Source organism: Parafrankia sp. EUN1f, from assembly GCF_000177675.1.
Taxonomy (GTDB): Bacteria; Actinomycetota; Actinomycetes; order Frankiales; family Frankiaceae; genus Parafrankia.
This window is the reverse complement of the sequence record NZ_ADGX01000036.1, coordinates 16,044-39,710: the sequence shown is the minus strand read 5'-3', so window position 1 is coordinate 39,710 and position 23,667 is coordinate 16,044. Positions and strand designations below refer to the sequence as shown.

Below are 23,667 nucleotides of genomic sequence, written 5' to 3'. Positions count from 1 at the left end.
CGATGTCCGACACCTCTGCCGCCCCGGCGGATGACTCCGTGGTCTCCGAGCCGCGGCTGCTGATCGGCGGCGCCCTGGTACAGGCGCGGGCCGGCCGCACCTTCACCAACATCAACCCCGCGACCGAGCAGGTCCTCGGCTCGGTCGCCGACGCCGGCTCCGACGACATGGACGCGGCCATCGCCGCCGCCCGAACCGCCTTCGACACCACCGACTGGTCGACGAACACGCCGCTGCGGCTGCGCTGCCTGCGCCAGCTGTCGGAGGCCCTGGAGCGCCACAAGGAGGAGCTGCGCGGGCTGACCGTCGCCGAGATCGGCGCTCCGGTATCGCTTACCCACGGCCCGCACCTCGACGCGGCGTTGGGAATCGTCTCCTACACGGTGGAGCTGGCCGAGAAGTACGCCTGGGACACCGACCACGGCGTGTACGACTCGCCGGTCACGTACTCCACCAGCCGCCGGGTGGTGGCGCGGGAGCCGGTCGGTGTCGTCGCGGCGATCACGCCGTGGAACGTGCCGATGCAGATCAACCTGGCGAAGGTGGTGCCCGCGCTGGCCGCGGGCAACACGGTGGTGCTCAAGCCGGCACCGGACTCACCCTGGACGGCCACCGTGCTCGGCCGCCTCGTCGCCGAGGAGACCGACGTCCCGGCCGGGGTGTTCAACGTCGTGACGACGTCGGACAACCAGGTCGCGCAGCGCCTCGCGGAGGACCCGCGGGTCGACATGATCAGCTTCACCGGTTCGACGGCGGTGGGCCGGCGCCTGATGGCCGCCGCGGCGCCGACCATCAAGAAGACGTTCCTGGAGCTGGGCGGCAAGTCCGCGCACATCGTGTGCGACGACGCCGACCTCGGCAAGGTCATCCCGATGGCGGCCACGGTCGCCTGCTTCCACTCCGGGCAGGGCTGCGCGATCGACTCCCGGCTGCTGGTGGCCCGCCCGCTCTACGACGACGCCGTCGCCGCCATGAGCGAGGCACTGGCGAACTTCCCCTACGGCGACCCGACCGACCCGTCGGTGCTGATGGGCCCACAGATCAGCGCGGTGCAGCGGCAGCGGGTCCTCGACCTGATCGCCGTCGGGGTGGCCGAGGGGCAGAAGGTCGCCGCCGGCGGCGGTGTGCCCGCGCACCTGCCGACCGGTTTCTTCACCGAGCCGACCCTGTTCGTCGACGTCGACCCCGACTCGGCCATCGCCCAGCAGGAGTTCTTCGGCCCGGTCGCGGTGATGATCCCGTTCGACACCGACGACGACGCCGTCCGCATCGCGAACAACTCGATCTACGGGCTGGCCGGGTCGGTGAGCTCCGGTTCACTGGACCGGGCGATGGGCATCGCGCGGCGGGTGCGCACCGGCTCCATCAACGTCAACGGCGGCCAGTACTACGCGCCCGACATGCCCTTCGGCGGGTATCGGCAGAGCGGGCTGGGCCGTGAGATGGGTGTGCCCGGGTTCGAGGAGTACCTGGAAACCAAGGTCATCGCCGTCGGAGTCTGACCGGCCGGCCGACCAGTCCCGAAAGACCGAAGACCGAAGCCTGGAGGAAACCATGGCAGGCTGGCCCGATCTCACCCGCATCCCGCCGTCGCTGCTCCCCGTCCTGACCGGGCCGGGCGCGCCGTTCGAGCTGGTGCGCGAGGACGTCCGCGGGGTCGAGATGACGGTCTTCGCGCAGCGGCCGCGCAGCCTGCCGGAGCTGCTCGCCGCGGCCGCCCGGGAGCACCCCGATCGCCCGTACCTGGTACTGCCGGAGCGGACGGTGACCTACCGTGAGGCCGCGGACGCCGCGCGGGCGGTCGCCGCGGCACTGCGGAGCCGTCACGGGATCGCCGCCGGCGACCGAGTGGCCCTGGCCGGAGCCAACAGCGCCGAGCACGCGCTGACGATCTGGGGCGTGCTCCTGCTCGGCGCCGTCGTCGTCGGTCTCAACGGCTGGTGGACGGGACCCGAGCTCGCCGCCGGTCTGGCGCTGACCGAACCGGCGCTGCTGGTCGCCGACGAGCCCCGGCTCGCCCGCCTCACCCAGCTCGACGCCGACGCGGGCAGCAAGGTTGTCGCGGACGCGGTCGCCGGCGCGGTGTCGTTCACCGACCTGGCCGTCCCCGCCGCGGCGGGGACGGCCAGCGAGACCGGGGAGACCGGGGCGCCGGCCTTCGAGCCGGCCGCCGTCGAGGAGGACGACGCCTGCGCGATCCTGTTCACCAGCGGTACCAGCGGCCGTCCGAAGGGAGCGTTGATCAGCCACCGTGGGCTGGTCAACTTCGCGATGGACGCGGCGCTGCGCGGCGCGGTCGAGGCCGTCTCCGGGGCCGCTCCCCCGCCGGCGGGTACGCCGGTGTCGGTGCTGACCGGGCCGTTCTTCCACATCTCCGGCCTCGGGCCGCTGACGGCCGTGGCGCCTCGCTCCGGGATGACACTCGTGCTTCCCCCGCCCGGCCGCTGGGATCCGGCCGTTCACCTGGAGCTGACCGCCCGCCATGGCGTCACCCAGTGGAGCGGCGTGCCAACCCAGATCCTGCGTCTGCTGGAGCATCCGGACCTGGACCGCATGGCCCGTGCCACGATCAGGAGCGTCGGCTGCGGTGGCGCGACGATCTCACCAGAGCTGCCCCGCCTGCTCGAGCAGCGGATGCCGGGAACTCCGCTGACCAACGGCTACGGGATGACCGAGACCTGCGGCCTGGGTACCGCGATCAGCGGCCCACGCCTCGCGGCGCATCCCACCTCGGCGGGCGTACCCACGCCGACCGCCGAAGTCGTCGTCCGGGACGAGAGCGGTGCCGAGATCACCGACGGACGCATCGGCGAGCTGTGGATCCGCTGCCCGAGCACCTTCCTCGGCTACTGGGGCGAGTCGGTCAGCCCGGTGGACGACCAGGGCTGGTACCCCACCGGGGACTACGGCCGGTTCGAGGGCGGTCTGCTCCAGGTCGAGAGCCGACTCCGCGACATGATCGTGCGCGGCGGCGAGAACATCTACCCGATCGAGATCGAGAACCGCCTCCTCGAACACGCCGATGTCGCCGACGCCGCGGTGATCGGCGTGGCGCACCGCGAGCTCGGCCAGGAGGTGCTGGCCGTGATCGTTCCCCGCCACGGCGCCGTGATCGACCCGGCCGACGTCCGCGCGTGGGTGGGCGCATCGCTGGCGGCCTTCAAGGTGCCCGCGCATGTCACGACCGTGAGCAGCCTCCCCCGCAACACCACCGGCAAGGTCCTCAAGCAGGACCTGCGCGAACGCTTCGACATCCCACCCGGCGCCGACGGCGGCACCGAGACGGGGAGCGGCTCCGGCACCGGCGTCGACGCGGGCGTCGGCAGCGGGACCGCGGCGGCCCGATGACGACCGCCTCCCCGCGTGAGCTGCGCCAGCGCGAACAGGCCGAGCGGGTCCGTGAGCGGGTCCTCGACGCCGCAGAGGAGCTGTTCGGCCGGCACGGCTTCCGCGAGACCAGCCTGCGGCAGGTCGCCGAGCGGTGCGAGATGTCGGTCGGAGCGCTCTACCTGCACCTGCCCAACAAGGACGAGCTCCTGCGGGCGGTCATCGATCGGCGCGGCGGGGCGTTGCTGGGGCGGATCCGCTCCTTCGCCGAGGCGGACGGGGCGGGCATCGACCTGCTCGTGGGACTCGTCCACAGCGAGATCATGTTCTATCGTGCCTACCCGGACTTCGGCCGGCTCATGAGCCGGCTGTACTCGTCGGGCCTCGCCGTCTCGCCTCAGCTCAGCGAGGACATCGCCAACGGGTACACGGACGCGATGCGACTGGAGGCCGAGGTGATCCAACGCGGGCAGCGCGACGGCACGATCTGCGGCGGCGATGCCGACAGCCTCGCCCGGCTGCTCGCGTCGATGGTCGGGGCCTACCGCAACGCCGAGGCGACCCGCCCCGACGGGACGGCAGGCATCGCCGAGGAGCAGTTCGTCGAGATGGTCCGCCGCGCGTTCGTCACGCCGGCCGCCGCCGGCTGACCACAGGTGCGGCTCCCGCGCGAGCCCAGCAGAAGACGGAAGGATCTCGAGTTCATGACGGCAACGAGCGCCCAACAGCCAGCCGGAGGGGCCGGCGAGCAGCACGCCCGGCTGACCGAGCACGACGGCATCCTCACCGTGACCATCGACCGCCCGAAGCTCAACCTCATCAGCGCCCAGGTCACCAGCACCCTCTGGCAGGCCGCCAATCTGCTCTCCGACCGGGACGACCTGCGCTGCCTGGTCATCACCGGCGTCGGGCGGTACTTCACCGCCGGCGTCGACCTGTCCGAGCCCGTCGGCAACCGGCAGGGAAACCCGGAGACGGAGCACCTTCACCCGGGCTGGAACGTCCGGCGCAACTACCGCAGCCACCACGCGCTCTACGACGAGTTCGAGGCGATCGAGAAGCCGATCATCATCGCCGCGCAGGGAATCTGCCTGGGTGGTGGGGTGGAGATGGCGGTGTCGTGCGACTTCCGGTTCTGCACCCCGCAGGCGGAGTTCGCGGTGCCGGAGATCCACATCGGGGTGCTGGCCGGCAGCGGCGGCACCAGCCGCCTCACCCGCATCGTCGGCCCCGCCTGGGGAAAGTGGATGGCGATGGCCGGCCGCAAGGTCACCGCCGAGCAGGCGCTGCGGATCGGCCTGGTGCACGACATCTTCCCGACGGAGACGTTCCTGGACGACGTGTACGCGTTCTGCCGCGAGCTCACCACCATCCCCGCCGAGGCTCTCGGCGTGGCGAAGCTCGCCGTCGACATGTACGCCGACATCTCCGACCGCACCGCCCAGCGCCACCTCGACCGCCTGCTGGTGACCAACCTGCTGAACACCCCGGAGTTCAAGGAACGCAGCGCCCGCCTCGGCTTCGGCGGCGCCAAGAAACCAAAGAGCTGACCGGTCAGGGCTGTTCCGCTGGAGACCACCGAGGCCGCCCGGGAGACCACCGATCTTCAACGGCTCATCGTCTGACCGGGAGTCAGGTGTTGCGGCCCCCGTTGACTCCGATCACCTGGCCTGTGATGTAGCCGGCCTCGTCGCGGACAAGGAATGCGCAGGCCGCTGCTATGTCCTCCGGACGGCCGATGCGGCCGACTGGCGTGACGGATTCCTGCTCCTCGACGCGCATGAGGCCGCCTTTCTCGGACTGGCGCAGCATGGGAGTGTCGATGAAGCCCGGCGGAATGGTGTTGACCGTGATCCCCCTCGGGCCGAATTCGCGAGCAAGGACCTTCGTGAGGCCGACGACTCCTGATTTGGCAGCAACATAGGACGCGAGCTGCGGTGGGCCGGTGTTGATACTCGACGAGGATATGTTGACGATACGCCCCCATCCCTCTTCAATCATTCCGGGCAGCACAGCCTGGCAGCAGTGGAAGGCGCTCGTCAGGTTGATTTCCAGAGAGCGGTTCCACATGTCGGTGGTGATCTCCAGAAACGGCCCGTGTGGCGTCATCCCCGCATTGTTGACCAGAATCACCGGCCGGCCGCGCACGCACTCGACTCCGGCCTGGATGGCGGCGGCGTCCGTCACATCGACAGCCAGGCCGAGGGACTTGTCGCCGCCGGCCGCGATCGAGGCGGCGGTCTCCTCGGCAGTCGCGCCGTTCAGATCGAAGACCGCCACCGCAAGGCCGTCCGCGGCCAGCCGGCGAGCGATCGCCGCGCCGATTCCCGATCCGCCACCGGTGACGATGGCCACGCGACTGTTCACTGACCGGCCCCCCTGCCGGGGCCGGGCGGCAGCTCGACCTCGGCCGTACAGTCCACCAGAACCTGCCCGTCCTGATTCACGAGCCGCAGCTTGATGTGGACGAGCGGGGCACCCCAGACCGAGTCGGTTTCCTTACCGACGACTTCCGCGTCGAAGTAGGTGACGTCTCCCTCGAAGGCAGGAGCACGGAAGTTCGCCCTGGTGTGGCGCACCATGCCATCGACGCCAGCCCAGTAGGCGAGGTAGTCGGTGCACCAGGCGCCCATCGTGGCGCCGTACCCGTAGGCACGGGACATGCCGATCTCGCTGGCTTTGTCCGCGTCGACGTGGCCACGCGACGGGCCTACATAGAGGCCGTCGCGCAACCGCGGGTCGATGCGAGCGCCTTCCTCGTCGAAGCCGAACCCGTCCACCCATCCCGGGTCCTGATTGATCCATGGATCCTCGATGCCCGGCGGTGCCACCCAGTGAGCCGTGCCCCAGATACCGAAGACAAACGCCCGGTACTCGGTGGTAAAGCTCGCGATGCTGTGCGGACCGATCACTCGACGCGGCAGCCTGGCGCCGACCTCCACATCGTCGAACCGCGGCGAGACGCCCAGGCGGTTCGACAGTATCCAGTCGTGGCGGACCTTTTCGACCTCCGCGAGTTCCCCGGCGGTCCAGCTCTTCACCGCACCGAGCTGCTTGTCATACATGCCACGACGTTCCGCCTCCGCCGCCAGGTAACGGATCGCCGTCGAGCGCTCGCGCGCCACCAGGGTGCCGCGCTGGTTGGTGTGGACCGTGTCGCCGCGGGAGAACATCGTGGGTCCGGCGAACTTCGTCTCGACCACCTTGTAGTCGTGGAAGCGCCGTTGTTGGAAGAGCTGGTCGCCCACATGCACGCGGGCGCCGTAGAACCACCACTCCTCGCCGCCGAAGATGAGATGGCTGCCCGGGATGTAGCCCACGCAGGCCGGCTGGGCGCCATGCCCGAAGTCCAGCGCGACCGCCATGGACTGAGGCGCGATGATGCGGCCGTATCTCGACCCGCGGGCGAACTCCTCGTCCCAGTGCAGAGGGTTCGGGTAGTCCATGGCCATCACCCAGCGGCGGATGTCCGAGGCGCTGCAGGGATCCCACAGCTGCCCGCCACCGACCAACCGGCCCACGCGATGGTCGACGTCGGACAGGTCGAGCCTGGCTCCTCCTGAGTCCGCGTCTGTCGGTGCCGTCGTGCTCTGTCCACTCATCCTGCGCTCCCGACTGTCGGTTTGACGTGCACGGGAAATGCTCGCGCCGGCCGCGAGTAGCTCGCCGACGCCAGAAGGCCCACCCGGTTGGTGACGCACCGGCCCGCGAGCCACAGCCAGCACCCGCACCGCCCGCTCGAACGTGGCGCGGCATGCCGGCGACCAGGGCTGGAGGTCCCCCGTCGCCCCGCCGTGGGAGGTAGGGCGACCAGCAGCGGGACCCGAAAGACCGCATGGCGGATATTGACACCACGATGCGGTTTCGTCCAGAGTTCCTCGGGACGGGAGTCACCGGCGAGACTCGCCACGAGCTGCTCTCGACAGCCCGACCTGCCACGCCCCGACCTCCAGGACTCCCCGCCCCTCCGGCGACGACGACTCACATCCCTGTGACAATCCCGAACCGAGGATCTCGCATGCAGACCTGCGCACCGACCGAGACGCCCGAGGTCGACCAGGCGGCTCTCCGGGCGAAATACCTGACCGAGCGCGACAAGCGGCTTCGCCCGGAGGGACAGAAGCAGTACCTGGAAGCCGAAGGCGAATTCGAGGATTTCTACGAGGCCGACCCGTACACGCCGATCGTGCCGCGCCCGCCGGTCTCCGCGGATATCGACGTGGCGATCCTCGGTGGCGGCTTCGCCGGTCTCATCACCGCGACCAGGCTCAAGCAGGCCGGGGTGACCGATCTGAGAATCCTCGAGTTCGGCGGCGACTTCGGCGGCGCCTGGTACTGGAACCGCTACCCCGGCATCCAGGTCGACTCGGACAGCTACTGCTACCTGCCGCTGCTGGAGGAGACCGGGTACATCCCCACCCAGAAGTACACCTTCGGCGACGAGGTCCGCGAACACTGTCAGCGCATCGGCCGGCACTTCGGCCTTTATGAGAACGCCATGTTCAGCACGCTCGTCCGGTCGCTCGTGTGGGATGCCTCGACCGGCCGCTGGAGGATCGGCACCAATCGGGGCGACGACATCCGGGCTCGTTTCGTCGTCATGTGCCAGGGGCCGTTCAACCGGCCCAAGCTACCCGGGATCCCGGGCATTTCCGACTTTGAAGGCCATACGATCCACACGGCCAGATGGGACTACTCCTACACCGGCGGCGACATCCACGGCGGTCTCGACGAGCTCGCCACGAAGCGGGTGGCGGTGATCGGCACGGGCGCCAGCGGTGTCCAGGTGATTCCGCATCTCGCCCGCGCCGCCGAGCACCTCTATGTCTTCCAGCGCACGGCGACCTCCATCGATCAGCGCGCCAACGCGCCGACCGATCCCGAATGGGTGCGGACGTTACGCCCTGGCTGGCAGCGGGAGCGGCAGCGCAACTTCCACGCGGCTGCCTACGAGGCGTTCGGCCCAGGCCAGCCCGACCTGGTCTGCGACGGGTGGACCGAGATCAGCCGCAACCTGCAGGCGCATCTGGATGCCACCGACGGGTGGGCGGCCCTCGCCGACCCGGCAGCGTTCCTCGAGCTACGCGAGACGGTGGACTACCAGGTGATGGAGAGGCTACGCCAGCGTGTCGACGCCATCGTCGAGGATCCGGTGACGGCTGAAGCCCTGAAGCCCTACTACCGCTTTCTGTGCAAGCGGCCGTGCTTCAACGACGACTACCTGCCAACCTTCAATCTGCCGAACGTCACCCTGGTCGACGTGTCGAGCACGAAAGGCGTCGAACGGATCACCACAAAGGGCGTCATCGCCCACGGGATCGAGCATGAGGTCGACTGCATCGTCTTCGCCAGCGGTTTCGAGATCACCACCGATCTCGACCGACGCCTTGCCATCCACCCGTTCACGGGACGCGATGGCCTTTCGCTTTATGACCACTGGGCGAAGGGCTACCGTACTCTGCACGGTATCACCAGCCACGGCTTCCCCAACCTCATGTTCACCGGGTACATCCAGGGCGGTATCACCGCCAGCGTCACCTCCATGTTCGAGCAGCAGGCCGACCACATCGCCTACATCATCGCCGAGGCCCTCGCCCGCGGCGTCAGCACCGTCGAGCCCACCGCCGAAGCCCAGGACGAATGGGTCGCCACCATCAGGGCGACCGCGATCGACAACACCACCTTCGTTCGGGAATGTACGCCCGGCTACTACAACAACGAGGGTGAGCAGGAGATTCGTTCGGTCCTCGGCGATCCCTACTGGCCCGGCTTCTACGCCATGGAGGACCTGCTGCGGGCCTGGCGTGAAACGGGCGAGCTGACCGGCCTCGCGCTGGGCCGGTGAGCCAGCCCACAGCGCCGCCCGCACCAGCGCGACGGCCCCCGAGGGTTCCCATGCCGGTGAAGGTTTACGAGCGGATCCTGGACCTGTTCGAAGCCGAGCGCATCAACACGATCTTCTGTGCCTGGCGATCGGCACCGAGCTGGGTGAGCCGGTGCACTACGGCCGGGGCGGGCTGCCCTACGCCGTCGGCGCCTCGGTGGCCGACGGCCGCAGGCGCCCGGTGATGCTGATCACCGGTGACTCGGCCTTCCAGTTCCACATCGCCGAGCTGGAGACAGCCGCACGGCTGAACCTGCCGCTGGTCTGCGTCGTCGCCGTCGACTACGCCTGGGGCCTGGAGGCCGGCGTCTACAAGCGCACCTTCGGCCAGGGGTCGCTGGAGACCGGCACCCACTGGAGCACGAACACCCGCCTCGACGAGGTCGCCGACGGCTTCGGCTGCCACGGCGAGTACGTCGAGCGCGACGAGGACATCGCGCCCGCCATCAAGCGCGCGTACGCCAGTGGAAAGACGGCCGTCATCCACGTCGCGGTCGACCCGAAAGCGAACTCGGAGGAGATGCCGAACTACGGCGAGTACGCGACGTGGGCAACGGAAGGTGCACATTGACCACCCCACTGTTCTCCTACCTCGACCGCCGGGTCCTCGTCGTGGGCGGCGGGCGGGGCATCGGGCGGGCTGTCGCCCTGGCCCTGGCACGGGCCGGGGCAGATGTCGCGGTCGCTGCCCGCGGCCGTGAGCAGCTCGATGTCGTCGTCGCGGAGATCCAGGCACTGGGGCGGCAGGCATGGGCGTTACCCGTCGATCTGACCGAGCCCGGCGCGCCGGGCGACCTTGTCGAGCGCGCCCTTGCCACGCTCGGCAGAATCGACGTCCTGATCAACTCGGCCGGCGACACCGGTCGCCTCGAACGTGGGACCTTCAACGTCACCACCGACGACTTCGACCACGTCTTCGGGCTGCATGTTCGCGCCGCGCTGATGACCTCCATCCGCGCCGCCGAGTCGATGAAGGACCGCGGCATCGCGGGCGCGATCCTCACCATCACCTCGGTCGGCGGGTGTTTCCCATCGCCTGGGGCAGTGCTGTACGGGGCCGCGAAGGCGGCTCTCAATCACCTCACGTCGACACTGGGCATGGAGTTCGGAACACACGGGATCAGGGTGAACGCGATCGCTCCGGGCCCGATCGAGACCGAGCTCATCGCCGACCGGCTCACCACATCCGAGGACCGGGCCGCGATGGCGTCCTTCTATCCGCTCAATCGGATCGGGCACGTGGACGACGTCGCCTCGGCGGCGCTCTACCTCTGCTCGGCAGAGGCATCATGGCTGTCGGGTGTGACCCTCCTGCTCAACGGCGGGCAGCACGCGTCCAGCGGCATGTTCCGCTGGCCACGCACCCACAACCCGGTACCGCCCGGGCGGCGCATCTGACCCCTGCCAGCGGACGGATGCATGACGCGAGCACCCGCCGGACGACATCCCGCGGGCCGAACGAGACGACGCGAAGCCGGCAGCCGACGAGCCGGGCCGCGCAGGAAGGAGCGCCAGATGGCCGCAATCGCGACGAAGAAGCTGTCGGAACGGATCGGGGTCGAGGTCCTGGACATCGACCGCGAGCGCCTCCTGCATGACGACGAATTCCCGGACGCCTGCCTCACCGCGCTGGCGGAGTACGGAGTTCTGCTCTTCCGGGAAATTCATCTCGACGATGAAGCGCAGGTGGAGTTCTGCCGGAGGCTGGGCGAGCTGGCCCGCTTCCGCGGCTATCGGCTGCCCGAGGTAATGGAGATCAACTTCGAGCCGTCAAACCGCAACGCCGAGTACTTCCGGAGCAACGACGGCTGGCATATCGACGGCTGCCTGGACGGCGGCCCGCCGCCGAGGGCCGGTGTGCTGACAGCGCGCGTGGTCGCCGACCACGGCGGCGAGACCGAGTTCGCGAGCAGCTATGCCGCGTACGAGGCTCTCTCCGATGCGGAGAAGGAGCAGTACGCGAAGCTGCGCGTCGTCCACACCTTCGAGGCGGTACAGCGGCGCAGCTACCCGGACCCGACGCCGAAGCAGCTGGCCGAGTGGGCCTCGCGCCCCACGCGGGAGCACCCGCTGGTGTGGGAGCAGCGGTCCGGGCGGCGGTCCCTCGTGTTCGGGCACACGGCGTCCCACATCGTCGGGATGGACCGTGACGAGGGGCGGGCGCTGCTGGCCGAGCTGGAGGCCCGGGCCACCACGCCGGACAATGTGCTCCGGCACAGCTGGTCCGTCGGCGACACGGTGATCTGGGACAACCGCGGCCTGCTGCACCGCGCCTGCGCATTCGACCGGACTCGGCCCCGCACCATGCACCGCACCACCCTCCTCGGCGACGAACCGATCCAAGGACGATGAGGCACTACCCAGCGCTGTTCCAGCCGGGCAGGCTCGGGCCGCGCACCACCCGCAACCGGGTCTGGATGACGGCCCACGCCACCGAGTTCACCACCGACCACACCTATTCGGCCGCGCATGCCGCCTACTACGGTGAGCGGGCCGCGAAGGGCGTCGCCGTCATCACGATGGAGGCGACAGCGGTCCATCCCACGAGTCAGCCTCGCCCGGGTGTCGTGCTGGCCTACGAGCCATCGGTGGTCGACAGCTACCGCACGGTGGCCGCCGCGGTCCAGCCGCACGGCACGCTGCTCTTCGCCCAGCTCTGGCACCGCGGCCGGGAGACCGACAGCATCGTGAGCCGCCTGCCGGTGTGGGCGCCGAGCCCGGTCCCGTGCGCGGTCTACCGGGAGATCCCGCACGAGATGTCAGCCGCCGAGATCGACGAACTCGTGGAGGGCTATGCCCGGTCCGCGGCTCTCGCGGTCGACGGCGGTCTCGACGGCGTCGAGATCCACGGCCTGGCGCATGGATACCTGCTCGGCCAGTTCCTCTCCCCCGCGACCAACCACCGCACCGACGACTACGGCGGCTCCCTCGACAACCGGTTCCGCCTGGTCCGGCGCATCATTGAACGCGTGCGTGCGGCCGTACCGGCGACCATGGTGGTCGGCATCCGGATCAACGGGGACGACGGCGACGTCGAGAACGGGCTGCGAACCGCGGACTGGGCGGAGATAGCCCGGCGCATCGCGGCCACCGCAGCGGTGGACTACATCTCCGTCTCCCAGGGCACCTACCTCGACCGGATGCTCATCTACGGCGCGTCGCCCACACCCATGGGTCACCAGATCGCGGCGACCTCGTCGATCAGGTCCGCCGTCGGCGAGCTGCCCGTCGTCGTCGTGGGCCGCATCACCACGCCGGACATGGCCGAAGGGGTGTTGCTGCGCGGCGACGCCGACTTCGTCGGCATGGCCAGGCAGCTCATCGCCGACGCCGAGTGGGTGAGGAAGGCGGCCGGGGGACGCGCGAACGACATCCGGCCCTGCGTCGGCGCGAACCACTGCATCGCGTCGATCGCTCGCACGGCGCTCTCCTGCATCCACAATCCCGCTGTCGGCCGAGAGGCCGTCCTCGCCGCGGCACCGGCCGCGCCCTCGGCGCATGCCTCGGCCCGGAGCGTCGCGGTCGTCGGCGCCGGGCCGGCAGGGCTACGGGCCGCGCTGACCGCCGCCGAACTCGGCTGGGAGGTCACCGTGTTCGAGCGCGCCGACACGACCGGTGGCCAGGTGCGCTGGCTCAGCGTCGTCGAGCCCTACCGGGAGTGGCTCGGCATCACGGACTGGCTCACCGATCAGCTGCTCAAGGCCGGTGTCACCATCAAGCTGGGCCACGCGGCGACCGTCGCGGACCTCGCCGGCCAGTTCGACGCCTACATCATCGCGACCGGATCGTCACCACGCCGGGACGGGTGGACGGCGTTGCACCCGGCCCGCTGGGCCCCGGGCGCGCCCGCCGTGCCAGGGACCGACCAGTGGAACGTCTTCACCGTGCAGGACGTGCTCGGCGAGCGAGTGAACCTGCCGGCCTCGGTGCTCATCGTCGACGACCTCGGGGACCGCCGGGCGCTCGCGGTCGCCGAGCATCTCGCCGGCGGCGCGCGGCGCCGCACGGTCGAGATCGCGACGCGACTCACGCACGTCGGAGTAGGACTCACTGACAGTCACGATCTGCCGTCCGTCACAGGTCGCCTGCGCCGGCTCGGCGTGCGGCTGTCCGCGGGCGTCGAGCTCGTCGAGATCAAGGATGACCGGGTTACGCTCGCGGACGTCTACAACGGCGAGCGGCAGCAGCGCGAGCCCGTCGACGCGGTGGTTCTGGTGACTGGGCAGCGAGCGAACGACGGTCTGCTCCGGGAGCTCGGCGCCGTCGAACGGCAGGTCGTAGGCGTAGGTGACTGCGTTGCCCCGCGCCGGGTGTTCGACGCGATCTGGGAGGGCGAGCTCGCGGCTCGGCGGCTCGTGGGCGCATCCGCGGCCAGCGCGTCATGAGTCGGCGCCGCGGGAGATGCCCGCGCGGGCCGCAAGCGCTCGACGCGCTCCGAGACACAGGGCGCCGCCAGGTGCGTGTCCCTCCGATCCGTCCTATCGACCAGGAGGACTCCAATGTCCGGCGATCCACTCGGCTACCGGGCCAGATTCGGTGTCGTGACGCCGTCGGTCAACACGGTGGTACAGCCCGAGTATGACGCGATGCGCCCCTATGGCGTGACGAACCACATCGCGCGCATCCACATCCCCGAGAAGCCGATCGACGGCGACGTGGGGTTTCAGGAGCTCGTCGACGCCATCGACCGCGGCCTGGACGATGCCGTCCAGCGGGTGCTCTGCGTCGAGCCGACGTGTGTCGTGATGGGAGTGTCCATCGAGGCGGTGTACCGGGGCGGTGTCGGCGCCGCGCGGGCCATCGAGCGGCGGCTCAACACCCGTTTCGGCGAGCTGACGCTCATCCATGCGGCGGACGCGCTGCCGGCCGCGCTGCACGCTCTCGGTGTCGACGACGGGCCGATCTCGCTCGTGACACCGTACATGCCGGACGCGGACGCACATCTGAAGGCCTTCGTCGAGGAGATCGGCTACGGATACCAGCAGGCGATCCACTTACGGGCGCCCACGCCCCTTCAGATCTCGCGCACGCCCGAGGCGGACGTCCGCGCGGCGCTCACCGAACTCGCCGCCGGGCGGCCGCGCGCGATCATCCAGTTCGGAGCGAACCTGTCCATGGCGCGACTGGCCGACGAGGCGGAACGATGGCTCGGGCTTCCGGTCATCGCCGTCAACACGGCGACGTACTGGCATGCGCTGCGCCGCCATGGGATACCCGACCGGCGTGAGGGCTTCGGCTCCCTCCTGCTCCGGCACTGACGGTCCCCGCGGCGCGACAGGCAGACGAACCGACGACCAGACGAGAGGCACCGGCAGGCGTGCACGACGACAACCGCAACGACTCCGAGCAGGGCCCGCCCGGCGTGACGCGCGACAGTGACGCCGTCCAGGTGCTGCACCGCCAGGCTCTGATCCTGGACTGCTTCTCCCGGGGACAGCCGCGGCTGCGGGCCTCCGACGTCCGGGCCGCGACCGGCCTCCCGACAACGACGGTGGCCCGGATCCTGCGCACACTCGTCCAGGAGAACCTGCTCCAGCGAACCGGCGACTACTACTCGATCGGGCTACGGGTGATGGCCTGGTCGGCCGCGGCGACCGCCGGTTCCGACCTGATCGACGCGGCCAGGCCCATCGTGAGCGACCTGCGTGACCGCACCGGCGAATCGTGCATCGTCTACGTCCGCCAGGGCGGCGCCCGAGTGGCCGTACTCATGAGCCACTCAGAACAGTCGATCATCTATCAGGGCAAGGTCGGCCAGATCCAGCCGCTCAACGCGGGTGCCGCCGGCAAGATCTTCATGGCCCACGAGCCCGAGGCGCTCGCGCTCGCACTCGACGCCGGCCTGCCCGCGTTCACGCCGAACACCATCACCTCTGTCGACCGGCTCACTGACGACCTGGCACTCACCCGCCAACGCGGCTGGGCGTACTCGCCCGAGGAGCGCGAACGAGGGCTCAGCTCCATGGCGGCTCCGCTGACGGACGCCCGCGACGCCCTCGTCGGGGCGTTGGCCATCGGCGCGCCCGCGTTCCGGCTCTCACCCGAGAGTGCCGCCCAACATGCTCCGGCCCTCGTCGAGTGCGCCAAGGCGATCTCGCAACAGCTGCTCTGATGTCCACGTATGACGTGCGCCGTGCCGACAGTCGAACCGTGCCCATGTTCGAACGAGACAAGTGATGTGGTGGGGTGACCACGACCGATGACTGATGTGTCCGCGGCCACAAGTGATCCGCCCGGTCCTGAGGATCAGGGACGACGGGGCGACGGACCGCTCGCGGGCCTGAGGGTCCTGGAGCTTGGCCAGCTCATCGCGGGCCCCTTCTGCGGCCAGCTTCTCGGCGACTACGGCGCCGAGGTGATCAAAATCGAGGATCCGGCCGGCGGCGACCCGATGCGGCGGTGGGGCTACACCGACGGCACCGCAGCGCCGGTGCACTGGTCGGTGCTTGCCCGCAACAAGCGATCCTTCGGCTGCGACCTGCGCAGCGCCGACGGCCAGGACCTGGTGCGCCGCCTCGCCGCGACCGCGGACATCGTCGTCGAGAACTTCCGCCCCGGCACGCTGGAACGCTGGGGCCTGGGCTACGACGAGCTCTCGGCAGCCAACCCCGGGCTCATCATGGTCCGGGTGACCGGCTTCGGCCAGACCGGTCCCTACGCCGGCCGGGCAGGCTACGGCTCCATCGGAGAGGCGATGGGCGGGATACGGCACCTCATGGGCGAGCCGGACCGACCACCGAGCCGCTCCGGGCTGTCCATCGGCGACAGCCTCGCCGGCATGCTCGGCGCGCTCGGCGCCGTCGCCGCGGTGGTCGAGCGCGCCAGCAGCGGCCGCGGCCAGATCGTCGACTGTGCCCTGTACGAAGCCGTCCTCGCGATGAGCGAGTCACTGGTGGCCGACTACGCCGCGTTCGGCCATGTTCGTGAACGCACCGGCTCGGTACTGCCAGGGGTCGCGCCCTCCAACGTGTACCCGACATCGGACGGAGCGGACCTGCTCATCGCGGCGAACCAGGACACCGTGTTCCGGCGGCTGGCGGCGGCGATGGACCAGCCCGCGCTCGCCGACGACCCGGACTACGCCACGCACGCCGACCGAGGCCGCCGGCAGCAGGCGCTCGACGACATCATCACCGCCTGGACGAGCACGCTCACCCGCAGGGAGGTCGAGGACCGCTGCCTGGCCCACGCGGTGCCCGTGGGCCTGGTCTACCGGGCGCCGGAAATGCTCGACGACCCGCACTTCGCCGCGCGGCGGTCCATCGTCGACGTGGAGGTCGGCGAGGACGGCACGACCCTGCCGATGCAGGCAGTAGTGCCCCGCTTCGACCGCACGCCGGCGCGGATCCGCTGGGCCGGCCCGCCGCTCGGCGACGCCACCGACGAACTGCTCGCCGAGCTCGACATCGACGCCGGCATCGTCGCCGATCTCCGTCGCCGCGGGGTGATCCGATGAGCTCGCTCGCGCTCCAGCCCGGTGTCAGGGTCGTGGAGGTGGGCCTGCGGGACGGCCTGCAGTCGGTCGAGCGGATCGTGCCGACGGAGGCGAAGGTCGAACTCGTGGAACGCATGATCGACGCCGGCGTCCGGGACATCGAGGTCGCCTCGTTCGCGCACCCACGAGTGCTGCCCCAGCTCGCCGACGCCGAGGCAGTCCTCGCGGCCGTGCCACGCCAGCCCGGGGTGCGGTACCGCGCGCTCGTCCCCAACCTGCGTGGCGCGCACCGCGCCGGGGAGTGCGAACTCGACTATCTCGTCGCCCTGACCTGCTGCGACGAGGAGGTCAGCCGCCTCAACCAGGGCAGCGGCGTCGCGCAGGTGCTCGCCGACCTGCCAGCCATCGGCGAGATCACCCGGACCGCGGGCGCAGCCCTCATCGTCGGGATCGCGATGGCCTTCTTCACGCCGTGCGTCGGTGCCACCGACCCTGCGATCCGCCTGGAGGTGGTGCGGCGGGCCGTCGACGCAGGGGCGGTGGGCGTCTACTTCGGCGACACCGTCGGCATGGCCAACCCGGCGCAGATCGTCGACTCCCTGGAAGCCACCCGTGCCGCCTTCCCGACGCTTGAGATCGGCCTGCACCTGCACGCGCGGAACGGCTTCGCGCTCGCGAACGTGCTCGCCGCGCTGGGCGTCGGCGTCGACTGGCTCGAGTCGGCGTTCTGCGGGATCGGCGGCGACCTGTGGTTTCCCGGTGAGCCCGACGTTCTCGGGAATCTTCCGACCGAGGATCTCCTCGCCTTCACCGGCGCTCTCGGCGTCACCACCGGCATAGACGAAGAGGCCTACGCCCGGGTGTCGGAACTGGCCCGGCTGACGACCGGCCGGGAATCCCTCGACCACCGCAGCCGCGGCGGTTCCGCCCGCGAGATGACCAACGCCCGATGGAGCGACATCCTCCGCACCTTCAAGGGCGTGACCACGACCCGGCAGAACTGAACACCGTCCTGGGCCTCCCGCCCTGTTCTGTATCCGGCCGGGCCCATGCCCACATGAGGTCCCGAGCAGCTGCGGCGCCCATCCCTGCACTCTGGTTGGAGATCATCATCATGACCGTCATCTCGGCACCGACACTGTTACCGCTGGGCCATCCGACCGACGCCGACGACATCCGCGCGCTCGTCGACGTGGTCGCAGATGCGGGCTTCAGCGGAGTCCAGATGACGAGCTCCCACTTCGACGGCGCGGTCACCGCCGGAATGGCCCCGCGAGAGTACTTCGACCGCCATCGTGATCGTGGGCTGTCGATCGCCACCGTGGAGGTGGCGATGGAGTGGGCCACCGCCGACCGGTCCACGATCGCGGCGGAAGCCGCGCCGCTCATGGACCTCGCCCGGCGCGCCGGGGCGCAGCACATCATCGCGATCACAACCTTGCGTCCCGAGACCGCAGGCCTCGGCGAGGTCGCGGCGCGACTGGCCTACCTCTGCGATATCGCAGCGGACCAGGGCCTGCGGATCAGCCTCGAGTTCCTGCCGTGGACGGTGGTGCCGACCCTCGCCGCGGCGGCACGGTTGCTGGATGCGGTGAACCGCGACAACCTCGGTCTCGTCCTCGATCTCTGGCATTGGTTTCGCCAGCCCGGCGGCCCGAGAGAAGACGTGCTGCGGAACATACCCGCAGCACGAATAGACGTGGTCCAGCTCTGCGACGCGCCCGCTAAGCCCGCGCAGGACCCAGTCGTGGAGACGACCACCGCCCGGCTGTTGCCCGGCGCCGGCGACATCGACATCGACGCGGTTCTGGACGTTCTCGCCGCGATGGGAGCCACGCCGATCATCGCGACCGAGGTGTATTCCGCCTCACTCGCGGCGCTCGGACCGGCGGAAATGGCCCGCCAGGCATTCACCGCCACGTCGGCCGCGCTTCGCGGGCGGTGACGATCTCGTCCATCTCCTCCTTGGTGAGGTCGCCGGATTGCAGCGCCGAGGAGACGTGGGTGCGCAGCGGTGTCGGCGAGCGCGTGAGCGCCCGGGAGCTGGAAACGACCGGTCACACGGTGCTGCCACCGGCGGCGGATGTCCCACCAGGTGGAACCATCCACCGAAGTGCTCGAACGACCAGATTCGGCGCCGGGTCCCACGGTTTCCTGTCGCTGGGATCCCAGGCATAGCACGGGACCCGGTTCCGAATCAGTCCGGTGAGTTCGGGAATCGACAGTTCCGCGGCCGACCAGGAGTAGAGCGCGTCGAGGCGCGGCACGATCATCCCGACGTCCAGCAGCCGACCGAGGCCGTGCTCGTCGTCGATATGCCCCTGCAGATCGCCCTGGAGCGGATACCGGTCGGGCAGCACCCGGGACAGCGACAGAAAAATACCGGTCATTCTCACCCGCGGGTCACCCAGCAGGGGTGCGACCGGCCCCAACCAGCCCATCGCGAGGCGCGGAGCGGCCACCAGAGCGTGCGCGTACAACACACGGACCAGCACCAGGTTCAGGAAGAACCGCTCCACATAGCCTTCGGCGTCGGCCAGCGCCCGATGGTCGAGATACGCAGCCACGACGCTCGCGTTGTGCGCGCGGTACCACGCCCGCGCCGAAGGCCGGCGGGCGAACGCCACCGACGACGCGGCGCTCGGCGAGGAGATCGGACCACCCATGCCAACCACATGACCACGCGCCTCAGCGGTGTCACGCAGCAGCCGTTCGTTGACGGCCCGCCACCACGCACTGCCCGACGCCTCACCATCCACCGGGGCGAGCAGGCCGCGGCGTAGCTGCCAGCGCATGAACGCCAACGCCGCCCGCCGATACGGCAGCCGCAACTCGGGCCACCCCGGCGGCGCCGCGTAGAGAGAGCCCAGCAACGCCAGCCGCCCCGCCGGATCGTCGCGTACCGCGTCAACCCGGCCAGCTGCGTACTCGGCGGCAGTAGCCACCCGCGAACCCTACGCCCCGGAACCGCTTCGGCGGTGGTCGTGGCGTCCGCGGACCGGCGCCGCCGTCGTCCTTTAGCCGGACGCCGCACGAGATCGGCCTCTCGCAGGCGGGTCGCAGACGCCTCGGCGGCGGGCGGTCCTCACCGTCGGACTCCGGTCAGTGTCCCGACGACAGGCAGGGCGGTGTCGGGGATGCGACTGTCACATGCCTGATCGACACCGGGCGGGACGGGTTCTATCCTGCACCGAGAATGGACTGCGCTCTCCGTCGGACCGGGGGTTCCGGATGCGCTCCTCACGCCGGTTCCGAGGCCACCGAAGCGGCATCGGGGATTCATTGTTCTTCTTGGCCATGTTCGCCTTCCTGCTGTTCTGGAATGGCGTGGTCATCCATGGCCTCGTGTCGGACCTCAGTTTCCGGAACGACGGTGCGCACACGACCGCCGTGGCACTCTCCACCCGTTCCGAGACCTGGCAGGACGAGGACGGCAGCTACACCGTCCATTTCACCAAGGTCGGCTACACGGTCGACGGGGAGAAGTACGTCCGGGAGATCTCCGGCTCCTTCGAGGAAGGTAGGCGGCTGGACGTCCTCTACGACAGAGGGAATCCCGGCGAGGTCAGGAACCCCTCCGACGTCGGCATCGGCTCGATCATCGGCGGAGTCGTTTTTCTGATCTTCGGGATCGGGATGCTGGGGTTCCTCGTGTCGTTCGTCCGCGACTGGCGTTCTTTTTAGTGCCGTGGCCGGCAAGGTCCACCCCGAGTTGGAGTGGCGCGCCGTGGACCTCGGCCAGGTGACCTGCCAGCCCCTGCCCGCGGATCGCGTCCCTTCCAGCGCTCCCATTCGTCCCATGCCGATGGTTCGACCGACAGCCTCCCGCGCGATCCGGGCGGGAGGCTGTCGGAACCGGGAGCGCCCGGGGAGGTGCGGACCCGCCGCTTACACGGCGATGGGGAGGTTCTTGTAGCCGCGCACGGTGCTGGTGTGCAGGCGCACGGCGCCGGCCCGGTCGACGTCCCAGCGTGGGAAGCGGCGCAGGGTCTCCTCCAGCGCGATCCGTCCTTCGAGGCGGGCGAGGGCGGCGCCGAGGCAGTAGTGCGCGCCGAGTCCGAACGACAGGTGCGCCTCGATGCGACGGCGGACGTCGAACACGTCGGGGTTCGGGAAGGCGCGCTCGTCACGGCCAGCCGAGCCGGTGAGCAGCAGGACGTTGCTGCCCGCGGGAATGGTCACGCCGTGCAGGGTGACGTCACGGGTGAGGCTGCGGCCCTGGCTCGGTGAAGGGGCCTCGTAGCGCAGCAGCTCCTCGATGGCGCCCGGGATCAGGCCCGGGTCGTCGACCAGCAGGTCCCGCTGGTCGGGGAAGTCGGCGAGGGCCAGCCCCGCCCAGCCGAGCAGGCGCGCGACGGTCTCGGTGCCGGCGGAGACGAGCAGCACGCCGAAGTTGGCCGCCTCCTGGTCGTCGAGCCGGCGGGTGCTGCCGTCGTCCTCGGTGAGCTCGGCCTGGACGAGGGCGGTGAACATGTCGTCGCGAGGCCGGACGCGCCGTTCGGCGAGCTGCTCGACGAGGTAGCCGTGCAGCTCGAACATCGCGTTGAGGGCGGTGTCGTTGATCATTCCGACGCCGGGCTCGATGTGGAACATCGTGTTGATGACGTCGAGGATGCGCGGCTGGTCGGCCGGTGACACGCCGAGCAGCGCCGAGATCACCCGGGACGGCAGCTGGGCGCCGAAGTCGGCGACGTAGTCGAACCCGCCGCCGCCCACATGCGGGTCGAGCAGGATGCGGCACTGCTCGCGGATCTGCTCGTGCAGCGCCGAGATACGCCGCGGGGTGAACGCGCGGGAGACCAGCACCCGCAGCCGCGAGTGCTCCGGCGGATCAATGAAGATCATCATCCGGGGTGCGCCGCCGCCGGAGGAGAGCAGCTCCAGCGTGGTCCCGCGAGCCGAGCTGAACGTGCGCGGGTCGCGGGACGCCGCGTCGACGTCGGCGTGCCGCGACAGCGCCCAGAAGTCGAAGCGGTCGTTGCGGTACACCGGCGCCTCGTCGCGCATCCGCCGCCACACCTCGTACGGCTCGGCGTCGATGTCCGTGTCGTAGGGGTCGTAGTAGACGTCGGTGGTGCTGGTCATGGTCTCCCCCTGATCAGAAGCCGCGGAAGCGGGTGGGGCGGCGTTCGACGAAGCTGCGCACGCCCTCGTCGGCGTCCTCGGTGTAGGACAGGGCCTCCACGACCCAGGCCTCCTCCTGCGCCAGGGTGTGCCGGTCGACGTCCAGGGAGCGGTTGAGCAGCCACTTGTTGGCGCTGTGTGCGCGGGTCGGGCCGGCGGCGAGGCGGGTGGCCAGGTCGTCGACGGTCGCGGCCAGCTCCTCGGCGGGCACGGTCCGCGCGATCAGGCCGATCTCGGCGGCGCGGGTGGCCGGGATGTCCTCGGCAAGCAGAACCAGCTCGCGGGCCCGGGCGAGGCCGACCAGCCGCGGCAGCAGCCAGGTCCCGAGGCCGTCGACGGCGAGCCCGCGACGGGCGAAGATCTCGATGAACTTCGCGTTGTCGGCGGCGACGACCAGGTCGCAGGCGAACACCAGGTGCGCCCCGATGCCGGCCGCGGTGCCCTGCACGGCCGCGATCACCGGCTTCTCGCAGTCGAGGATCGCGTGCACCACGTTGATGCCGCCGGTGGTCATCGCCCGGCGGATGTCACCGACGAGCTTCTCGGGCACACCGTCGGGGCGCGGCCCGGCGGAACGCTGCTGGCGCAGGTCCGCGCCGGTGCAGAAGAAACGTCCGGTGCTGCCGAGGACGACGACCCGCACGGACGGGTCGGCGTTGAAGCGGGCGAACCAGGTGAGCAGGGCGTCGCGCTGCCCCATGGTGAGGGCGTTGCCGGCGTCCGGCCGGTTGAGGGTGACCCGGGCGATGCCGTCGTCGGTCACCGTCAGGGTCAGCTCACCGTCCGCCGCCACCTCGGTCACGGCCGCGGTCGCACCGTCGGTGGGCGGGGTGGGTTCCGTCGGCGTGGGGTCCGTCGGGGTGGGGATCGATGTCGTCACGGCACTCTCTGCAGGCTCTGGGCGACCGCCTCGGCGGCGGCGTCGGACGTCGTGTAGGAGGTTTCCAGCAGCAGGGCCCGCTTGAGGTGCAGGTGGAGGTCCACCTCCCAGGTGAACCCCATCCCGCCGTGCGCCTGGATCGCGGTCCGGCAGCTGAGCAGCGCCGCCTCGGCGGCCAGCACCCGGGCCGCGGCGACGGCGCGGACGGCCGGCCCGCCGCCGGACCCGGGCTCGGTGATGTCGAGTGCGCCGGGTTCGTCGATGATCACGCCCGCGGCGTCGACCGCGGCCCGGGCGACCTCGCCGCGGGCGAAGCAGTCCGCGAGCATGTGCTTCACGGCCTGGAACGTCCCGATGGGCCGGCCGAACTGCTCGCGTTGCTGCGCGTGCGCGGTCGCCAGGTCGAGGACACGCAGCGCGTGGCCCACGAGCAGCGCGGAGCTGAGCAGCGAGCCCAGCAGCGACCAGCGGGCGGCCTGCGCCGCGTCGCCGACCTGATCGCCCCGCGGGAGGTCCGTCACCAGCGACAGCGGCGTGGTCGGGTCCAGTGGCACGGTGATCGGCGTCGCGGTCAGTGCCGCCGGGTCGAGCCGTTCGATGCCGTGCGCGTCGAGGACGTAGACGACGTCGGCGTCGCGCAGATGCTCGACCAGCAGCGGCGCGCCCGGTTCCGGACGCACCACGACCGCCGGGACGACCTCCCCGCCGCCGACCGCCCCGCTGTCACCGTCGAGGTCGGCGGCGAGCGCCGCAGCGACCAGCGGGCCGGGCACGAGGCAGGCACCCAGCGTCTGGTAGGCGAGGACGGCGTTGACGACCGGCAGCGCGAGCCCGCCGCGCTCCTCCGGCTGGTAGACGGCGAACGTGCCGAGCTCGGCGAGCGCGCTCCACGCCGCGCGGTCGAACCCACCCGGCTCGGCCCAGCCGCGGGTCCGCTCCACCGGGAAGACCTCCTCGGCCAGCCGGCGGACGGTGTCCCGCAACGCGCGCTGGTCTTCATCCAGGTCGAAGTGCATC

General features: G+C 70.4%; 20 protein-coding genes and 1 pseudogene. 15 read left to right on the top strand and 6 right to left on the bottom strand.

The features are described from left to right. Window positions 1-2: 2 nt before the first annotated feature. The 4 genes from FREUN1FDRAFT_RS13400 to FREUN1FDRAFT_RS13385 are packed head-to-tail and all read left to right on the top strand — an operon-like array spanning window position 3 to window position 4,877. Entirely contained in the window at window positions 3-1,502 is a 1,500-nt protein-coding gene (locus FREUN1FDRAFT_RS13400) for an aldehyde dehydrogenase family protein (RefSeq protein WP_006540595.1), read from the top strand. A 52-nt stretch (window positions 1,503-1,554) separates the two neighbouring features. Beyond that, entirely contained in the window at window positions 1,555-3,348 is a 1,794-nt protein-coding gene (locus FREUN1FDRAFT_RS13395; protein ID WP_006540594.1) for a class I adenylate-forming enzyme family protein, read from the top strand. Next, window positions 3,345-3,977, top strand: coding sequence for a TetR/AcrR family transcriptional regulator (locus tag FREUN1FDRAFT_RS39760; RefSeq protein ID WP_006540593.1), 633 nt, complete (start codon window positions 3,345-3,347; stop codon window positions 3,975-3,977). Before FREUN1FDRAFT_RS13395 ends, FREUN1FDRAFT_RS39760 begins: the two co-directional genes overlap by 4 nt. A 54-nt stretch (window positions 3,978-4,031) precedes the next feature. Beyond that, window positions 4,032-4,877, top strand: a complete 846-nt coding sequence (locus FREUN1FDRAFT_RS13385) for an enoyl-CoA hydratase/isomerase family protein (RefSeq protein WP_006540592.1) — start codon at window positions 4,032-4,034, stop codon at window positions 4,875-4,877. Between the two features lie 82 nt (window positions 4,878-4,959). Here FREUN1FDRAFT_RS13385 and FREUN1FDRAFT_RS13380 read toward each other — a convergent pair whose 3' ends face one another. Further along, window positions 4,960-5,694, bottom strand: a complete 735-nt coding sequence (locus FREUN1FDRAFT_RS13380; RefSeq protein ID WP_006540591.1) for an SDR family NAD(P)-dependent oxidoreductase — start codon at window positions 5,692-5,694, stop codon at window positions 4,960-4,962. After that, on the bottom strand, window positions 5,691-6,929 hold the full coding sequence (locus FREUN1FDRAFT_RS13375) for a MaoC family dehydratase N-terminal domain-containing protein (protein ID WP_006540590.1): 1,239 nt from the start codon (window positions 6,927-6,929) through the stop codon (window positions 5,691-5,693). Before FREUN1FDRAFT_RS13375 ends, FREUN1FDRAFT_RS13380 begins: the two co-directional genes overlap by 4 nt. A 416-nt stretch (window positions 6,930-7,345) precedes the next feature. Here FREUN1FDRAFT_RS13375 and FREUN1FDRAFT_RS13370 point away from each other — a divergent pair, with 416 nt between their 5' ends. The 10 genes and pseudogenes from FREUN1FDRAFT_RS13370 (at window position 7,346) to FREUN1FDRAFT_RS13325 (ending at window position 18,591) form a co-directional block, all read left to right on the top strand. Beyond that, window positions 7,346-9,172: an NAD(P)/FAD-dependent oxidoreductase gene (locus FREUN1FDRAFT_RS13370; RefSeq protein ID WP_006540589.1), complete on the top strand. Its 1,827-nt coding sequence runs from the start codon at window positions 7,346-7,348 to the stop codon at window positions 9,170-9,172. A gap of 169 nt (window positions 9,173-9,341) precedes the next feature. Next, window positions 9,342-9,782: pseudogene (locus FREUN1FDRAFT_RS13365) on the top strand (thiamine pyrophosphate-dependent enzyme); the annotation flags it as partial. Then, window positions 9,779-10,609 (top strand): SDR family NAD(P)-dependent oxidoreductase, encoded by an 831-nt coding sequence (locus FREUN1FDRAFT_RS13360; RefSeq protein WP_063745304.1) that lies wholly within the window; start codon window positions 9,779-9,781, stop codon window positions 10,607-10,609. The pseudogene FREUN1FDRAFT_RS13365 and the gene FREUN1FDRAFT_RS13360, both read left to right, overlap by 4 nt. Window positions 10,610-10,726: 117 nt before the next feature. Further along, a complete protein-coding gene (locus FREUN1FDRAFT_RS13355) occupies window positions 10,727-11,563 on the top strand; it encodes a TauD/TfdA family dioxygenase (RefSeq protein ID WP_006540586.1) in 837 nt (278 codons plus the stop codon). After that, a complete protein-coding gene (locus tag FREUN1FDRAFT_RS13350; protein ID WP_006540585.1) occupies window positions 11,560-13,596 on the top strand; it encodes an FAD-dependent oxidoreductase in 2,037 nt (678 codons plus the stop codon). The genes FREUN1FDRAFT_RS13355 and FREUN1FDRAFT_RS13350 overlap by 4 nt, the downstream gene beginning before the upstream one ends. Before the next feature lie 114 nt (window positions 13,597-13,710). Next, complete coding sequence (locus FREUN1FDRAFT_RS13345; RefSeq protein WP_006540584.1) at window positions 13,711-14,469, top strand: hypothetical protein; 759 nt, start codon at window positions 13,711-13,713, stop codon at window positions 14,467-14,469. 59 nt (window positions 14,470-14,528) lie between these two features. Continuing rightward, complete coding sequence (locus tag FREUN1FDRAFT_RS13340) at window positions 14,529-15,323, top strand: IclR family transcriptional regulator (protein ID WP_006540583.1); 795 nt, start codon at window positions 14,529-14,531, stop codon at window positions 15,321-15,323. A gap of 87 nt (window positions 15,324-15,410) precedes the next feature. Then, window positions 15,411-16,667: a CaiB/BaiF CoA-transferase family protein gene (locus FREUN1FDRAFT_RS13335; protein ID WP_006540582.1), complete on the top strand. Its 1,257-nt coding sequence runs from the start codon at window positions 15,411-15,413 to the stop codon at window positions 16,665-16,667. Continuing rightward, window positions 16,664-17,650, top strand: coding sequence for a hydroxymethylglutaryl-CoA lyase (locus FREUN1FDRAFT_RS13330; RefSeq protein ID WP_006540581.1), 987 nt, complete (start codon window positions 16,664-16,666; stop codon window positions 17,648-17,650). The genes FREUN1FDRAFT_RS13335 and FREUN1FDRAFT_RS13330 overlap by 4 nt, the downstream gene beginning before the upstream one ends. A 110-nt stretch (window positions 17,651-17,760) precedes the next feature. Continuing rightward, complete coding sequence (locus tag FREUN1FDRAFT_RS13325; RefSeq protein ID WP_006540580.1) at window positions 17,761-18,591, top strand: sugar phosphate isomerase/epimerase; 831 nt, start codon at window positions 17,761-17,763, stop codon at window positions 18,589-18,591. A 112-nt stretch (window positions 18,592-18,703) separates the two neighbouring features. Here FREUN1FDRAFT_RS13325 and FREUN1FDRAFT_RS13320 read toward each other — a convergent pair whose 3' ends face one another. After that, window positions 18,704-19,591: a hypothetical protein gene (locus FREUN1FDRAFT_RS13320; protein WP_006540579.1), complete on the bottom strand. Its 888-nt coding sequence runs from the start codon at window positions 19,589-19,591 to the stop codon at window positions 18,704-18,706. 352 nt (window positions 19,592-19,943) lie between these two features. Here FREUN1FDRAFT_RS13320 and FREUN1FDRAFT_RS13315 point away from each other — a divergent pair, with 352 nt between their 5' ends. After that, window positions 19,944-20,330 (top strand): DUF3592 domain-containing protein, encoded by a 387-nt coding sequence (locus FREUN1FDRAFT_RS13315; protein WP_035951474.1) that lies wholly within the window; start codon window positions 19,944-19,946, stop codon window positions 20,328-20,330. 204 nt (window positions 20,331-20,534) lie between these two features. Here FREUN1FDRAFT_RS13315 and FREUN1FDRAFT_RS13310 read toward each other — a convergent pair whose 3' ends face one another. The 3 genes from FREUN1FDRAFT_RS13310 to FREUN1FDRAFT_RS13300 are packed head-to-tail and all read right to left on the bottom strand — an operon-like array spanning window position 20,535 to window position 23,666. Then, the gene (locus FREUN1FDRAFT_RS13310) at window positions 20,535-21,731 is read right to left on the bottom strand and encodes a cytochrome P450 (RefSeq protein WP_006540577.1); all 1,197 of its coding nucleotides are present in this window, start codon (window positions 21,729-21,731) and stop codon (window positions 20,535-20,537) included. 13 nt (window positions 21,732-21,744) lie between these two features. Next, on the bottom strand, window positions 21,745-22,650 hold the full coding sequence (locus tag FREUN1FDRAFT_RS13305) for an enoyl-CoA hydratase/isomerase family protein (RefSeq protein ID WP_006540576.1): 906 nt from the start codon (window positions 22,648-22,650) through the stop codon (window positions 21,745-21,747). Then, the gene (locus tag FREUN1FDRAFT_RS13300) at window positions 22,647-23,666 is read right to left on the bottom strand and encodes an acyl-CoA dehydrogenase family protein (RefSeq protein WP_006540575.1); all 1,020 of its coding nucleotides are present in this window, start codon (window positions 23,664-23,666) and stop codon (window positions 22,647-22,649) included. Before FREUN1FDRAFT_RS13300 ends, FREUN1FDRAFT_RS13305 begins: the two co-directional genes overlap by 4 nt. Between the last annotated feature and the right edge of the window lies 1 nt (window position 23,667).